At 68.3% G+C, this 14,707-nt stretch carries 14 protein-coding genes; all 14 read right to left on the minus strand.

What is annotated here, in order from left to right; all coding sequences use genetic code 11:
• Positions 1-18 precede the first annotated feature (18 nt).
• Positions 19-1,176 (minus strand): FAD-dependent monooxygenase, encoded by a 1,158-nt coding sequence (locus tag ACN9MV_RS19190; protein ID WP_093055824.1) that lies wholly within the window; start codon positions 1,174-1,176, stop codon positions 19-21.
• A 26-nt stretch (positions 1,177-1,202) separates the two neighbouring features.
• Complete coding sequence (locus ACN9MV_RS19195; protein ID WP_426388989.1) at positions 1,203-2,198, minus strand: Bug family tripartite tricarboxylate transporter substrate binding protein; 996 nt, start codon at positions 2,196-2,198, stop codon at positions 1,203-1,205.
• 23 nt (positions 2,199-2,221) lie between these two features.
• Positions 2,222-3,193, minus strand: a complete 972-nt coding sequence (locus tag ACN9MV_RS19200; RefSeq protein ID WP_426388991.1) for a VOC family protein — start codon at positions 3,191-3,193, stop codon at positions 2,222-2,224.
• Between the two features lie 13 nt (positions 3,194-3,206).
• On the minus strand, positions 3,207-4,682 hold the full coding sequence (locus ACN9MV_RS19205) for an aldehyde dehydrogenase (RefSeq protein ID WP_093176076.1): 1,476 nt from the start codon (positions 4,680-4,682) through the stop codon (positions 3,207-3,209).
• Between the two features lie 8 nt (positions 4,683-4,690).
• Positions 4,691-5,485: an aspartate dehydrogenase gene (locus ACN9MV_RS19210; protein ID WP_093075107.1), complete on the minus strand. Its 795-nt coding sequence runs from the start codon at positions 5,483-5,485 to the stop codon at positions 4,691-4,693.
• A gap of 14 nt (positions 5,486-5,499) precedes the next feature.
• On the minus strand, positions 5,500-7,218 hold the full coding sequence (locus ACN9MV_RS19215; RefSeq protein ID WP_426388993.1) for a thiamine pyrophosphate-binding protein: 1,719 nt from the start codon (positions 7,216-7,218) through the stop codon (positions 5,500-5,502).
• Positions 7,211-8,044 (minus strand): SDR family oxidoreductase, encoded by an 834-nt coding sequence (locus ACN9MV_RS19220; protein WP_426388994.1) that lies wholly within the window; start codon positions 8,042-8,044, stop codon positions 7,211-7,213. Before ACN9MV_RS19220 ends, ACN9MV_RS19215 begins: the two co-directional genes overlap by 8 nt.
• A 5-nt stretch (positions 8,045-8,049) precedes the next feature.
• Complete coding sequence (locus ACN9MV_RS19225) at positions 8,050-8,886, minus strand: IclR family transcriptional regulator (protein ID WP_426388995.1); 837 nt, start codon at positions 8,884-8,886, stop codon at positions 8,050-8,052.
• A gap of 42 nt (positions 8,887-8,928) precedes the next feature.
• A complete protein-coding gene (locus ACN9MV_RS19230) occupies positions 8,929-9,789 on the minus strand; it encodes an alpha/beta fold hydrolase (RefSeq protein ID WP_426388996.1) in 861 nt (286 codons plus the stop codon).
• An 11-nt stretch (positions 9,790-9,800) separates the two neighbouring features.
• Positions 9,801-10,349, minus strand: coding sequence for a cupin domain-containing protein (locus ACN9MV_RS19235; protein ID WP_093055812.1), 549 nt, complete (start codon positions 10,347-10,349; stop codon positions 9,801-9,803).
• Positions 10,350-10,374: 25 nt separating this feature from the next.
• Positions 10,375-11,190: an SDR family oxidoreductase gene (locus ACN9MV_RS19240; RefSeq protein ID WP_426388997.1), complete on the minus strand. Its 816-nt coding sequence runs from the start codon at positions 11,188-11,190 to the stop codon at positions 10,375-10,377.
• A 22-nt stretch (positions 11,191-11,212) separates the two neighbouring features.
• Positions 11,213-12,196 carry a Bug family tripartite tricarboxylate transporter substrate binding protein gene (locus tag ACN9MV_RS19245; RefSeq protein ID WP_093073557.1) on the minus strand — a complete coding sequence of 328 codons (984 nt, stop codon included), beginning with the start codon at positions 12,194-12,196 and terminating at the stop codon, positions 11,213-11,215.
• 177 nt (positions 12,197-12,373) lie between these two features.
• Complete coding sequence (locus tag ACN9MV_RS19250; protein WP_426388998.1) at positions 12,374-13,633, minus strand: D-amino acid dehydrogenase; 1,260 nt, start codon at positions 13,631-13,633, stop codon at positions 12,374-12,376.
• Positions 13,634-13,686: 53 nt separating this feature from the next.
• The gene (locus ACN9MV_RS19255; RefSeq protein WP_426388999.1) at positions 13,687-14,703 is read right to left on the minus strand and encodes a 2-dehydropantoate 2-reductase; all 1,017 of its coding nucleotides are present in this window, start codon (positions 14,701-14,703) and stop codon (positions 13,687-13,689) included.
• Between the last annotated feature and the right edge of the window lie 4 nt (positions 14,704-14,707).

Raw genomic sequence — 14,707 nt, forward strand, 5'->3', positions numbered from 1 at the left:
CGAGCGAGGTGAAGTGAATCAGGCGGCGGCCATGGCCGGGGTTGCGAGCGGCGCGGTCCAGGCGTCGTAGCCATAGACCCAGTCGGCATTGCCACCTTCGCGCAGCCAGTTGTTGCCGCGCGAGCCGAGCTGGACCTGGCTGGCGCGTTCGATGCGCGCCTTCTCGAAGCCCTGCAGTGCGGCCGGAACGTCGGCCATGGCCACGCCTTCGAGGTGGCGCGACAGCACCACCGCGTCTTCGATGGCCATGCCCGCGCCCTGCGCCATGAAGGGCAGCATCGGGTGCGCGGCGTCGCCCAGCAGCGCCATGCGGCCCCGCGCCCAGGCAGGCATCGGGTCGCGCTCGTACAGCGCGGTCTTCAGCACCGTGTCGCAGGCGTCGAGCAGGGCACGCGCCTCGGGGTGGTAGGCCACGTACTGCTCGCGCAGCTCGTCGACGCTGCCCGGCGCGGTCCACGACTCGAGATGCCAGGTGTCCTGCGGCGTGGTGGCGAAGATGAAGATGTCCTTGCCGCGGTTGAGCGGGAAGGTGACGATCTGGCTCTGCGGGTTGGGGCCCCACCACTTGGTGAAGGCGCCGAGGTTGGGCACGCCGGCCACGCGCTCTGCGGGCACCACGGCGCGGTACGCCACGATGCCGGTGAAGCGCGGGCTCTCCGCGCCGAACATCGCGGTGCGCACGCAGGAGTGGATGCCATCGGCACCGATCAGCGCGCCGACGCGGGCGCTGGTGCCGTCGGTGAAGGCGATGGTCACGCCGGCTTCATCGGCGGCGATGGTCTCGGCGCGCTTGCCGAGCGCGACCTGCTCCGCCGGGAACATGTCGGCCAGCGCGGCCAGCAGGTCGGCGCGGTGGATGGTGAGCTGCGGCGCGCCATAGCGCTGCTCCGCCGAATCGGCCATCTCCAGGCGCGAGGTTTCTTCGCCGGTGTCGTAGGTGCGGCTGATGCGGTGCGACGGGCGTGCTGCCGTCACGCGGGCCGCCTCGCCCACGCCGAGGCCGTCGAGCGCACGCACGGCATTGGGCGTGAGGTTGATGTCCGCGCCGACGCGGGCAAACTGCTTGGCCTGCTCGAACACGATCACGTCGTGGCCCGCGCGCCGCAGCGCAATGGCAGCCACGAGGCCGCCGATGCCGGCGCCGACGATGCCGATGGTTGATTCGCTTGTCTTCATGAGAGCTTCTTTCGCGTGCGGCCGGCTTACTCGGCAACGATGTTGTGGGCCTTGATGATCCTGGCCCATGTGGCCGTCTCATCGCGGATGTAGGCGGCGAACTCGACGGGCTTCATGGCCGCGTCGGTCATGCCCTGCAGCTTCAGGCGTTCGCGCACCTCGGGCTGCGACAGCATTTCGGCCGCGTCCTTCGCGAGCTGTTCGACCACGGCAGGCGGCGTGCCCTTGGGCGCCATCAGGCCGTACCACGAGGTCACGGTCACGCCCTGGATGCCTTGCTCCGCCAGCGTGGGAATGTCGGGTGCGGCGGGGCTGCGCCTGGCCTCCGTGATGCCGATGGCGACCAGCTTGCCCTGCTTCAGGAAAGGCAGCGTTGCGGGCAGGTTGCTGAACATCAGCGGCACCGAGCCGCCGAGCACGTCGTTGAGCGCGGGCGGCGTGCCCTTGTAGGGCACATGCAGCATGTCGATGCCGGCCTGCTGCTTGAACAGCTCGCCCGCCAGATGCAGGCCGCTGCCCACGCCGGGCGAGGCATACGACAGCGTGCCGGGCTTGGCCTTGGCCTGCGCCACCAGCTCCTTCGCATTCTTGATGCCCGATGCGGGCGACGCCACCAGCACGTTGGGCGCCTTGGCCAGCATGGTGATCGGCACGAAGTCCTTCGCCATGTCGAACGGGAAGTTGGGCATCAGCGTCGGGTTGATGGTGACGTTGCCCGCGGGAATCACCAGCAGCGTGTGGCCGTCGCCCTTGGCGCGCTTGACCTTCTCCATGCCGATGTTGCCGGCCGCGCCGACCTGGTTGTCGACCACGGCCGCCTGGCCATAGCGCTTGGCAAGGCCATCGGAAAGCACGCGGGCCAGCGTGTCGACCGGGCCACCGGGCGGGAACGGCGAGATGATGGTGAAGCGCTCGCTGGCGAGCTGCTTCTGGGCCTCGCTCTGCTGTGCGTGCACGGGTGCGGCAAGCGTGATGGCCGCCAGCGCGGCGAACAGAACGGAGAAGGAGAAACGTCGTTGCATGAGAGTCGAGGGATTCGAGGGGTTCATTTCTTTTCGGTGAGGAAAGCGCCCTTCGGGCCTTCCGCGTTCTTCTGGCGGCGCGTGTTGCCGTCGAGGCCGCCGTCCACCGCCCATTCGGCGAACACCGTCGGGCCCGGCTCGAACTCGCGCGGCTGCCATTCGGCGGTGAGCTGGTCTTCGTCGGCGTAGTACTCGATGAGCCCGCCCGCCGGGTTCTTGAAGTACCAGAAGTACGCGGACGACACCGGGTGGCGGCCCGGGCCCAGCTGCGTTTCCCAGCCGCGGCGCGAGAAGTGCAGGCCACCGCCGAATACTTCGTGGATGTCGCGCACGGTGAAGGCCACGTGGTTCAGCCCGCGCTTGCCCGAGGGAATCTGCAGCAGGAACAGGTCGTGGTGGCCGCCCTCTGCCGCGCAGCGCATGAAGGCGCCGCGGTTCGGGTAGCTGTCTGACGCCACGAAGCCGAAGCGCTGCGCGTAAAACGCGCTGGTGGCCTTCACGTCGCTCACGAAGAACACGACATGGCCGACTTCGATGGGTGTCGCGCGTTCGTAGATCGGCGCGGCCTGGTTGATGCGCAGCTTGGCATTCCAGGTGTTCATGGCGGCGCAATCGACTTCCACCGCGCGCTTGCGGCTGACCTGCAGGCGCACGGCCAGGCCGTTGGGGTCGATGCAGCCGATGCGGCGCGCGCCGTCGATCGTGCTGTCGAAGAAGGCCGGGTCTTGCGCGATGGCGGCGGCGTAGCGGTCGAGATCCGCATCGTTCTCGACGCCCCACACCACTTCGCGCAGCGTCGGGCCCTCTTCCATCGCGGGCGGCAGGCCCGGCTTGTCCAACGCCGCGACGACCACCTTGCAGCCGTTGAGGCATTCGAAGACGAGTTCGTCGGCGGCTTCCGACTTCAGCGTGAGGCCCCAGTCCTCGAAGAACTGGCGGCATGCGGGCAGGTCGTCCGCGCCGTAGGTGATCTGGTCGATGCCAAGTACGCTCATGGTGCGGTCCTCTTCAGTTCGCCCATGGGAGCGGTTGTTCGTTCGTGCCCCAGTACATGCTCTTCTGCTCCATGTACTGGAAGATGCCTTCGCGGCCCTTCTCGCGGCCCAGGCCGCTGTCGCGCCAGCCGCCGAACGGCGTGGACACGGAGAACTGCTTGTAGGTATTGACCCAGACCGTGCCGGCCTGCACCGCGCGGCCGAGCTTCCAGGCGCGCTTGAAGTCGCGGCTCCACACGCCTGCAGCCAGTGCGTAGACGCTGTCGTTGGCCTGCGCGATCAGTTCTTCCTCGTTGTCGAAAGGCATCGCGACGAGCACCGGGCCGAAGATTTCTTCCTGGCTGATGCGGGCGCTGTTGCCCAGGCCTTCGATGATGGTCGGCTTGTAGAAATAGCCCCGGTCATAGCCATCACCATGCGGGCGTACGCCGCCCGTGCGAATCCTGCCGCCTTCGGACACGCCGAGGTCCACATAGCGCTCGATGCCTTCGCGGTGCTTCGCCGTGATGAGCGGCCCCATCTGCGTGCGCTCCGAAGCCGGGTCGCCCACGCGCAGCGCATTGGCGCCTTCCGCAAGGCGCGTCAGGAACTCGTCGTAGATGCCGCGCGCCACGAAGAGGCGCGAGCCCGCGATGCACGACTCGCCCGACGAACTGAAGATGCCGTACAGCACACCGTTCACCGCGTGGTCGAGGTCCGCGTCGTCGAGCACCATGGTCGGCGACTTGCCGCCGAGCTCCAGCGACACTGGCATCATCTTGTCGGCCGCAATGTGCGCGATGTGCTTGCCGGTGGTGGTGCCGCCGGTGAACGACACGCGCTTGACCAGCGGATGCTTGGTGATCGCATCGCCAATCACCGAGCCCTTGCCCGGCAGCACGCTGACGATGCCCTTCGGCACGCCGGCCTGCTCGCAGATGCGGGCCAGTTCCAGCGCCATCAGCGGCGTCACCTCGGCGGGCTTCACGACCACCGCGTTGCCGGCAGCCAGCGCAGGCGCCAGCTTCTGCGCCTCGCTGGCAATGGGCGAGTTCCACGGCGTGATGGCCGCGACCACGCCCATGGGCTCGTGCACGCTCATCGTGACAAACGCGCCGCGCGACGGCGTGATGGTTTCTTCCAGCGTCTCCAGCGCGGCGGCGAAGAACTGGAAGGTGCCCGCAGCGCTGGCCACGAGGTTGCGCGTTTCGGTGATCGGCTTGCCGTTGTCCAGGCGCTGCTTCTGCGCGAGCGATTCGCTCTCCTCGCGGATCAGTTGCGCCACACGGTGCAGCACGGCGGCGCGCTCGTGCGGCAGGCGCTGGGCCCAGCCGCTGGTGCGGAAGGCGTGGTCGGCGCGAGTGATGGCCTCCTCGACATCGGCGAGGCTCGCGGCCTTCAGGCGCGCGATGGGCTCGCCGGTGGCGGGGTAGAGGCTTTCGTAGACGTCGCCGCCGCCCAGGCGCCATTCGCCGGCAATGCAGATCGGAAGGAGTTCGGAAGAAATCATGGAGTGACTCAGATGGCGAGCGCGGCGACGCGGTTGCGCAGCGCGCGTACGGCGCTGTACACGGTGAGCGCGGATGTCTTGGGGTTGGCCGCGAGCGGCTTGTTGCGCATGGTCAGCTCGAAGCTGCCGAAGGCGCCTTCGGCTTCGACGGTGTGCACGTTCTCGGTGGTGGCGGGGTCGGCAATCAGGCGCACCTGTGTCCTGTCGAGCCCGAGCCCCGCGAGCGAGACGGTGGCGGCGACGTTGGCGTTCTTCGGATAGAGCAAGGCCGCTTCGCGCGCGCTGCCTTCGAAGATCACGGTGGGCTGCACCAGCGCATCGAGGTCGCGGCCCTGTTCGGCCGGCGTGCCCTTCCATGCCTGCGGCGGTTTGCGGCCGGTGTAGCGCACACTGTCGAGGCCGCCGATGCGGGCTGCGGCGAGTGCATCGATTGCACCGATGGCGCCGGGAATCAGCTGCACCTGCGTCTTGCCTGCGATGGCGGCGGCTTCGAGCTTTTCGGCGAAGCCGGCGGCCGACAGCGCGCCGACCGAAGCGACCACGCAGGGCGTGCCGCGTGCCAGCGCGGGCAGTACATGCTCTTCGATGGCCGCATGGCCAGCCGTCTCGACCACGAGGTCGATGCCATCGGCAGGCACGCTACTGCCAACCTGCACGCCGGGCGCAACCTTCTGCGCCGCGGCCACGCCCTCGGCGGGCACGACGATGGCAACCACCTCCAGGGCGGCATCGCCCTTGAGCAGTTCGAGCACCGAGGTGCCGATGGCACCGCAGCCTACAAGGGCAATACGCAATGCGGGCAATGCGCTCACGTCCGTCACTCCACCGAAGCGGCGGCAGCCTTGCCGAGCGCCGGAATCTGCGTGACGGTGTTGGTCGGCGGGCCTGCGAAGGCGCTCTTGAAATCGCCGATGGAGAGCATGTCGATCTCCAGCAGGAACGGGCCCTTCTTCGCCAGCGCCTCGCCCAGCTTCGCCTTCAACTCGTCCATGCGCTGCACGCGGGCATGCGGCAGTGACAGCGACTTGCACAGCAGCGCGTAGTCGGGCGTGTGCAGGTCGGCATAGCAGCGGCGGCCGCCGTACTGCGCGTCCTGGATGTTCTTGATGACGCCGTAGCCCTTGTCGTTCATGAGCACGATGACCATGTCGGCCTGCTCCTGCACGGCGGTTGCGAGTTCGCCAAGGTTCAGGATGAAGCCGCCGTCGCCGGCCAGGCAGAAGGTCTTGCGGCCCGAGGCCGTTTCGGCCGCGCCGATGGCAGCGCCAATGGCCATGGGCATGCCCTGCCCGATGCCGCCGCCCGTGGCGTGCACACCGGCGCTGGGTTCGAAGATGCGCAGTTCGCGGTTGCCCCAGGTGCTGTTCGACACGGTCACGTCGCGCACCCAGTTGAAGTTGCGGCCGGCGGCGGACTGCAGCGCCTTCACAAGCTCGGCATACGGGCCGAGGCCGTCGGTGAGCGAGGCCACGGCCTGCTCGTGCGCGGCGCGCAGGTCGGCGAGCAGTTCCGGGTCGGCCTTGTACTTCGCGGCTTCGAGGCGATCGGCCAGGCCTTCGAGGGCCAGAGCGGAGTCGCCGCAGACGAACAGGTCGGTGGCGTAGCCACGGCCTTCGGCGGCCGCATCGGCATCGATGCGCAGCAGCGGGCGCGGCAGCTTCAGTTCGTACTTGAGCGTTTCGTTGCCGCGCAGGCGCGAGCCGACGACCAGCATCGCGTCGCAGCGCTGGTACAGCGCCTCGACCGGCTTGTGGATGTTGTACGAGCCGAGCGAACCGGCATCGTCTTCGGGCACCGTGCCACGGCCCTGCGTGGTGGTGACCACGCCGAAGCCGAGCTTCTGCAGGCGTTGGATGGCGGCTCGGGCGTGGCGCGCGCCGCCACCGACCCACAGCATCGGGCGCTTGGCTGCAGCAAGGCGCGCAACCAGTGCGTCGAGCGAAGCAGCAGAAGGCACGGGCCGCTCGATGGGCAACGGCGACAGGTCGGCCGGCATGGTCGTCAGCGCGGACTGGATGTCGATCGGAATCTCCACGCTCACCGGGCCGGTCGGCGCCGTCATCGCAAGCTGCACTGCGCGCTTGAGCGTGCCGAGCACCGTCTCGACGCTGCGCACGCGCAGGGCCGCCTTCGACACGGCCTTGAGCATGGTGAGCTGGTCGGGCGCCTCGTGGATGTACGACATGCCCTTGTCGAGGTACGGCGTCTCGATCTGCCCCGTGATGTGCAACAGCGGCGCGCCGGCGGTCAGTGCCTCGACCATGCTGCCCGCGATGTTGCCGGCGGCCGGGCCGGTGCTGGTGAGGCACACGCCGAGGCTGGCCGTGGAGCGCGCATACGCATCGGCCATGTTGCCGGCTCCGGCCTCGCCGCGCGCCGGCACGAAGCGGATCGCACCGCGCTGCGCAAAGGCGTCGAGGATCGGCATGTTGTGGATAGAGATCACGCCGAAGGCCGCCTTGACGCCGCACTGTTCGAGAAAGGCGGCGACGACTGCGCCGACGGTGACCGTGTTGTTGTTCGTGGGGTTATGCATGGCGCGAGAGGCCTCCGGAAATGTCGATATGGCTGCCCGTCGTGTACGACGCGAGCGGGGAAGCAAGAAAAAGAATCGCGCGCGCGGCTTCGGTCGGAAGCCCCAGGCGACCCAGCGGGATGTGTTTGTTCTTCGCGAGCTGCCCGCTCCATGCGGCCCAGTCTTGCGACTTGTCTTCGCGCGCCTCGAAGCGGCGGCGCCATTGGCCCGACTCGACCAGGCCGATCAGGATGCCGTTGACGCGCACGCCCTGCGGAGCGAATTCGGTGGCCATGGAGCGCACGAGGTTCAGCAGGCCGGCGCGCGCGGCCGAGGTGGCAACCATGTGCGGCTCGGGCTGGCGCGCCAGCAGCGAGTTGGCGCAGACGATGGAAGCATCGCCCAGCACCGCGCGCTGCGCCGCGAGTTGCGGCAGGAAGGCGCGCGTGGGGTTGATGACGGAGAAGAACTTCAGGTTGAGCTCTTCGGTCCAGGCCGCATCGTCGGTGTCGGCGAAGGTGGAGACACGGCCCTGCCCTGCGTTGTTGACCAGCATCGATGCCGGGCCGAGCGCGGCTTCGCTGGCGGCGGCGAAGGAGCGGACCGAGGCACCGTCGAGCACGTCGCATGGCTGGGCGAAGAGCTTGGCGTTCGGGTACTGCGCGTGCAGATCGGTCACGGCGTCGTCGAGCCGCTCTGCATTGCGGCCGCACAGCGCGACGGATGCGCCGCAGCCGAGCAGTAGCTCGACGGTGGCCAGGCCGATGCCCGATGAACCGCCCGTGACCACGGCCACGCGGCCGGCCAGCGCCTTGGCTGCAAAGAAGGAGGAAGTCTGCTGTGCCATGACCGTCATGCGCTGCGAAGCGGCACCACCTTGGCGGCGCGCGCTGGGGAGTAATTCAGCAAGCCCGAGATCTCGTCGGCCGTGCCGCGCACGCGCAGCACCATCTCGTCCATGCGGCTTTCCTCGATGTGGTCCGAGGTGATGGTGGCGCCCAGCGCTGCCACGATGTGGCCGCTGTGGTCACGCACCGGCGCAGCGATGCTGGAGATGTTCGACTCGAAGAAGCCCTCGCCCAGCACATAGCCGCGCTGGCGGTCGGCCTGCACCATGTCGAAGAGTTCGTTCACGGTCTTGGGCGTGCTCGGCGAGAAGGTTTCGAGCTTGTCCTCGGGGTAGAGCGCGCGCAGCTGCGGCAGCGTGAGGTCTTCGAGCAGGATGCGGCCGAGCACGGTGGCATGGGCCGGCAGACGCGTGCCGACGGTGACCGAGCTGGCAAAGGGCGTGGACGGTGCGACCTTGGCAACGTAGACGATGGAGCGGCCATCGCGCACCACCAGGTTGCAGGGCGTGCGCAGTTCGTCGCACAGGCGGTTGAGCAGCGGTGTGCCGAGCTGCGTGAGTTCCAGCGAGGCGAGGTATTCGAAGCCCAGGCGCAGCACGGCCAGGCCCAGGCGGTAGTCGCGCCCACCCTCGGCGCGCTCGAGGAACCCCATGTTCTCAAGCGTGGTGAGCAGGCGGAAAACGGTGGAGCGCGGCAGGTCGAAGCGGCGGGCCAGTTCGGGGGCGGAGAGCGTGCGGCTTTCGCGGCTGAACTCGCACAACACGCGCAGGCCGCGCTCCAGCGCGGGCACGTTGTAGCGGTCGGCGCCCTCTTCCATCGTCTCGTTGTCGTTGTTGGCCATGCCTCTTTTTCCTTCCTTGGATGTCTTGTGTTTGTGTTGCGGTCAGCCGGCGAGCGATTCGCGCAGCAGTGCGGCGACGGCCTGCGGTTGTTCCACATAGCCGGCGTGGCCCGCATCGTCCACCAATTCGAGCGGCACGCCGCACTGGCGCGCGACTTCTTCGCAGGCGGCCGGAGGCGTGACCACGTCGAGCGCGCCGCAGGCCACGCGTACGGGCATGGGCGGCGGCAGGTCGGCCAGCAGGTCGGCGTTGCACAGCAGCTCGACGGCCTGGCGATAGCCGCGGTCGTTCAGCCGGGCCATATTCCAGCGCACCCATTGGCGGGCGTGGTCGCTGGCCTTGTCGGAGACGAGCCGGCCCGCGCGCTTCGCGGCCATGCCGGCGATGCCGAGTTCGTCGAGCGTGGCGAGGCGTTCGGTGCGCACCTTGGCACGAGCCTCCGCGCGGGACGGAGCGCCGTAGCCGATCGCCGGGCTGACGAGCACGAGTCGGCGGATGCGCGAATCGGTGCGCGCAGCCGATGCAGCGGTGATCGCGCCGAGCGAATGGCCAACCAGCACGCACGACTCGATGCCGAGTGCATCGAGCAAGGCGCTGAGACGTGCCGCGTAGTCGGCTGCGGTCGGTGCGGCGGCTTCGAGCGGCGTCGATTCGCCGTAGCCCGGTGCGTCCCACGCAATCACGCGGGCCTGCGACGCGAGCAGCGCGGCAGTGTCGATCCACGACGCCGCACCCGAGCCGATGCCGTGCAGGCACACGACGACCGGGCCCTGGCCGCATTCGCGCACCGACACCACGGCCCCACCTGCGACCGCGACATTGCGGGCCGGAAAGCGTGCGTCGAGCCGCGCCAGCTCGGAGGCCGGCAGCGTCAGCGCGTCGGTGGCGATGGCGTCGTTCATGGCTTGTTCGCTCAGCGCTTGATCTTGGCGAGCGGGTGATCGGCCGGGTACGTCGGCGTCACGGGCTTCTTCGCGCCGAGCATCACGCACATCAGCGCGTCTTCGTCGCCGATGTTGATCTCTTCGCGGTACACGCCAGGCGGCACCGAGATCAGGTCGCGGTCGGTCATGATGGTTTCGAAGCGCTCGCCGTCTTTCTCGATCACCACCTTGAGCTTGCCGCGAATCAGGAAGAACACTTCTTCCACGTCGGTGTGCAGGTGCGGCGGGCCTTCGTGGCCGGCCGGGATGACCATGGTCGAAAACGTGAAGTGCTCGGCGGGCACGGTGTTGACGTCCTTAGCGACGCCGGTGCCACCGGTGCCCACGTAGCGCATCTGCGCGCGGCGGAACTTGGGGTCGAAGTCGGACTGGAACTTCAACGCGTCCCAGTCGTACTTGCGGGTTTCGTAGCGCGCGATGCGGGTGTTCATCCACTCCGCGAGGCTGGTGCCTTCGGGCTGTGCCAGGCTGTTGGTGCCGGCTTCGTTGATCTTCTGCTGTTCGGACAGATCGCTCATCGGGTGTACTCCTTGGTCGGAAAAATCAGTGCATCGCGAAGCCGCCGTTGACGGCCAGCAACTGGCCCGTCACGAAGCGTGCGAGGCCGGAAAGCAGGAACAGGGTCGCGCCGCACACGTCGGCGGCTTGCTGCTCGCGGGGAATGGCGCGGCCTTCGAGGTACTTCTGGTGGCGCGCCATCGGCACGTATTCGGTGGCCTCGACCAGCGTGAGGCCGGGCGCGACGGCGTTGACGGTGATGTTGTCGCCGCCCCACTCGCGCGCCAGCGAGCGCGTCATGGAGATGACGGCTCCCTTGCTCGATGCGTAGGCCAGCAGGTTGGGCGCGCCCCACAGCGCCGTGTCGGACGCGAGGTTGACGATGGCGCCGCGGCCGCTTTCGGCCAGTGCGCTGCGGCAGGCGCGGCCCATGAGCCAGCTGCCGCGCACGTTGACGTTCATCACGCGGTCCCACATGTCGATTTCGAGCTGGTGCGCGTCGCGGCCGCCCGAATTGGTAATGGCTGCGTTGTTGACGAGGCCGTCGAGTCCGCCGAGCAGGCGGATGGCTTCGTCGGCGCAGGCCACGATGGAGCCGGGGTTCGACAGGTCGACCGGCAATGCGCGGGCTGTGTGGCCCGCTTCGCGCAGCGCCTTCGCCTCGGTCTCGGCCAGTTCGCCCAGGATGTCTGCCAGCACCACGCTCGCACCCGCCGCGGCAATGCACTGCGCGAAGGCAAGGCCCAGGCCGCGCGCGCCACCGGTCACGAGGATGCGGCGGCCGGCCAGCAGGTTGGCCGGCAGCTCGGCCAGCAGTGCCTGCAGGCTCGATGGATCGGGAATGGCTTTGAGTTCGGTCATGGGGATGCGGGCTTCAGTCGGTTCAGTCGGCCTGGATGCCGAGCTCCTTGATGACCTTGCCGAAGCGCGTGTAGTCGGCGGCGTTGGTCTTGCCGAGCACGTCGGCGTCGCCACCCACGGGCGTGGTGCCGAGCACCGCCATGCGCGCGACGATCTCGGGCATCTTCAGGATTTCGTTGAAGTGGCCGTTGAGCGTCTTCACGATTTCGGGCGGCAGGTTGCGCGGGCCCCAGAGGCCGTTCCAGGCCGTCACTTCGACGTCCTTGTAGCCCTGCTCCGCCAGCGTCGGCACGTTGGGCGCGAGCGGCGAGCGCTGGGCCGAGGCCACGGCCAGCGGGCGCAGCTTGCCGTTGGCGAAGTACGGCGACACCGGGCCGAGCGTGATGAAGGTGACGGGCACGTGGCCGCCCAGTACGTCGTTGACGGCAGGCGCCACGCCCTTGTACGGCACGTGCGCGAGGCTCGTGCCCGAGGCGCGGGCGAACATCTCGCCGAGGATGTGCATCGGCGAGCCGCTGCCCGGGCTCGCATAGCTCAACGACTTGCCGCCCTTTGCTGCGGTCACGGCGTCCTTCAGCCCGGCGAAGCCGCTGCCGCCGCTGGCCACGAGGAACAGCGGCTGGCTGCCCGTCTGCACGATGGGCGTGAAGCCGTTCAACACGTCGTAGCCCGACGAGCCATTCGTCTTCAGCACCAGCTGCGCGATGGAGAAGGTGCTGGGCGCGAGCAGCAGCGTGTAGCCGTCGGGCGCTGCCTTCGACACGTAGGCGCTGCCGATGATGCCGCTGGCGCCGGGGCGGTTGTCGACCACCACGGGCTGGCCGACGCGCGTCGAGAGCTTTTCGGCGAAGAGCCGCGCCAGTGCGTCGGTGTCGCCACCGGCCGGATAGGCAACGACCAACGTGATCGGCTTGCTCGGGTAGCTGTCTGCCCAGGCGAGTCCGGTGGCGCAAGCGGCGGCCAGGGAAATGGCAGCGGCGATGGCATGGCGGCGTGTCTGTTTCATCGGGTCCGTGTGATCGTGGTTTTGTTTCACTAAAGAAACAACGATTTATTAATGGAACGCCGTGAGAATACCGAGGAAGACAACTTCGTGACTAAGTAGAAACCCTGATTTTTGTGACTCAACGAAAACAGGGCGGCCTTTTCGGGCCGCCCTGCGGGGGTGGGAGCGTCGGGCTCTTCAGCCGCCGTAGCGCGCCACGGTGAGGCCTTCCATGTCGATCTCGGGCGCCTTGCCCGCAATCAGGTCGGCCATCACACGGCCGGTGCCTGCCGCCATGGTCCAGCCGAGGGTGCCGTGGCCGGTGCTGAGCATCAGGTTGGGAATGCGGGTGGCGCCGATCACGGGCGTGCCGTCGGGCGTCATCGGGCGCAGGCCGGTCCAGAAGGAGGCGTCGCGCACGTTGCCGCCCTTGGGGAACAGGTCGGTCACGACGTGTTCGAGTGTGTCGCGACGTCGCTCGTTGAGCTGCAGGTCGAAGCCCGAGAGCTGGGCGGTGCCACCCACGCGGATGCGATCGCCGAGACGCGTGACCGCCACCTTGAAGGTCTCGTCCATCACGGTCGATTCGGGTGCGCCGCCAGCGTCGGTGATGGGCACGGTGATCGAGAAGCCCTTGACCGGATACACCGGCAGCCGAATGCCCAGCGGCTTGACCAGCGCGGGCGAATAGCTGCCGAGCGCGACCACGTAGCGGTCGGCGGTGAAGCTGCCGGCATCGGTGCGCACTGCCGTCACGCCCTTGGCTGCATCGTGTTCGATGGCCTGGATGTTGACGCCGAACCTGAACTTGACGCCCTCGGCTTCCGCCAGCTTGGCCAGCGCCTGCGTGAACTTGAAGCAGTCGCCAGTCTCGTCACCGGGCAGGCGCAGGCCACCGACGAATTTGTCTTTCACGGCCGCGAGCGCGGGCTCGTACTGCACGCAGCCTTCGCGGTCGAGCACCTGGTACGGCACGCCGGAAGCCTTGAGCACTTCGACATCCTTCGAGGTGCCGTCAAGCTGCTGCTGCGTGCGAAAAAGCTGCAGCGTGCCCTGCATGCGTTCGTCGTAGGCGATGCCGGTGTCGGCGCGCAGTGCCTTCAGGCAGTCGCGGCTGTATTCGGCGAGCCGCACCATGCGGCCCTTGTTGATCTCGTAGCGCGCCTGCGTGCAGTTGCGCAGCATCGACAGGCCCCAGCGCCACATGGCCGGATCGAGCATGGGCTTGATGACCAGCGGGCTGTGCTGCATGAGCATCCACTTGATGGCCTTGACCGGCACGCCGGGCCCGGCCCACGGCGCCGAGTAGCCGGGCGAGACTTCGCCCGCGTTGCCGAAGCTGGTTTCGAGCGCGGGCGCCGGCTGGCGCTCCAGCACCGTCACCTCGTGCCCGGCGCGCGCCAGGTAATACGCCACCGAGGTGCCGATGACACCGCTGCCGAGAATCAAGACCTGCATGAGAACAACCCTTTGAAAGCTGCTGCAACGCAGCCGAGGGTACAGGCTAAGCGCTACAGGCCGAGAGCATCCTGCAATTGCCGTGCCGTCCAGCGCTTGGGCTGTTGCGGCCAGGCATCGAGCAGCGCGACCATGCGCGCGTTGCGCGGTGCGCTCAGGCCGTGCTCCTGCGCGAGGCGCACGACCTCGCCGCTGAGCGAATCGATCTCGGTGCGGCGGCCGAGCGCGAGGTCGTCGGCCATGCTGGAGCGCGCCTTGGCATCGATGCGCAGCATGCGTCCCGCGATGATGCGGAACAGCCAGTCGGGCAGGCGCAGCAGGCTGACCAGCCGATGCGCCGGAACGGCAGCCACCTGCGCCGGCGCAATGCCCGCAACGTTGAGGATGCCCAGCGCTTCCTCGATCAACGACGCGAAGCAGCGGCGGTAGCCGCGCAGCATCAGCTCTTCGCGCAGGGGCAGGCCCGAGAGCGCGTTGACGGGGTTGTTGAGGTTGAGCATCAGCTTGCCCCACTGCACGGGCAGCAGGTCGGCATGCAGATCGAGCGGCACGCCGGCGCGCTCGAACACGGGCAGCCACGGGCGCAGCGCCGCGTCGTCTTCCGCGGCCAGCCGGCCGGGAGTGCCGCGATGGAAGGCGCCAGGGCCGATCTCGGCCACGTTGTACGGCACCATGCCGGCGCGCACATTGAGTGAAGGGCCGGTCTGCGATGCGGCCGCGCAGTTGGAAATACCGTTCTGCAGCGAGACCACCGTGGTGCCCGCGGGCAACGCGAAAGCCAACTCGCCCGCCGCCGCAGCCGTGGCGCCGCTCTTCACGCACAGGAGCACCAGCGAAGGCCGTGCACCCACGGGAACCTGCTCGCACAAGCGCAGCTTTTCGGCGGGCAGCTTGCGCGTTGCGCCGTCCATGTCGGTGAGCGTAAGGCCGTGCTTGGCGAGCTTTTCGAGCACGCGCGGACGGCCGACGAAAGTAACGGGCACACCGGCCGCCGCGAGGCTGCCGCCTATGAAGCACCCGATGGTGCCCGCCCCCATCACAAGCACTTCATCGGGGGTAGCGTCGGGCATGAAG

The sequence above is a fragment of the Variovorax sp. R-27 genome (assembly GCF_049913215.1).
Classification (GTDB): domain Bacteria; phylum Pseudomonadota; class Gammaproteobacteria; order Burkholderiales; family Burkholderiaceae_C; genus Variovorax.

Excerpts from the sequence above, each read along its gene's own strand:
- ACN9MV_RS19190 (WP_093055824.1), bottom strand. The coding sequence starts at position 1,176 with ATGAAGACAAGCGAATCAACCATCGGCATCGTCGGCGCCGGCATCGGC.
- ACN9MV_RS19195 (WP_426388989.1), bottom strand. The coding sequence starts at position 2,198 with ATGCAACGACGTTTCTCCTTCTCCGTTCTGTTCGCCGCGCTGGCGGCC.
- ACN9MV_RS19200 (WP_426388991.1), bottom strand. The coding sequence starts at position 3,193 with ATGAGCGTACTTGGCATCGACCAGATCACCTACGGCGCGGACGACCTG.
- ACN9MV_RS19205 (WP_093176076.1), bottom strand. The coding sequence starts at position 4,682 with ATGATTTCTTCCGAACTCCTTCCGATCTGCATTGCCGGCGAATGGCGC.
- ACN9MV_RS19215 (WP_426388993.1), bottom strand. The coding sequence starts at position 7,218 with ATGCATAACCCCACGAACAACAACACGGTCACCGTCGGCGCAGTCGTC.
- ACN9MV_RS19220 (WP_426388994.1), bottom strand. The coding sequence starts at position 8,044 with ATGGCACAGCAGACTTCCTCCTTCTTTGCAGCCAAGGCGCTGGCCGGC.
- ACN9MV_RS19225 (WP_426388995.1), bottom strand. The coding sequence starts at position 8,886 with ATGGCCAACAACGACAACGAGACGATGGAAGAGGGCGCCGACCGCTAC.
- ACN9MV_RS19230 (WP_426388996.1), bottom strand. The coding sequence starts at position 9,789 with ATGAACGACGCCATCGCCACCGACGCGCTGACGCTGCCGGCCTCCGAG.
- ACN9MV_RS19235 (WP_093055812.1), bottom strand. The coding sequence starts at position 10,349 with ATGAGCGATCTGTCCGAACAGCAGAAGATCAACGAAGCCGGCACCAAC.
- ACN9MV_RS19240 (WP_426388997.1), bottom strand. The coding sequence starts at position 11,190 with ATGACCGAACTCAAAGCCATTCCCGATCCATCGAGCCTGCAGGCACTG.
- ACN9MV_RS19245 (WP_093073557.1), bottom strand. The coding sequence starts at position 12,196 with ATGAAACAGACACGCCGCCATGCCATCGCCGCTGCCATTTCCCTGGCC.
- ACN9MV_RS19250 (WP_426388998.1), bottom strand. The coding sequence starts at position 13,633 with ATGCAGGTCTTGATTCTCGGCAGCGGTGTCATCGGCACCTCGGTGGCG.
- ACN9MV_RS19255 (WP_426388999.1), bottom strand. The coding sequence starts at position 14,703 with ATGCCCGACGCTACCCCCGATGAAGTGCTTGTGATGGGGGCGGGCACC.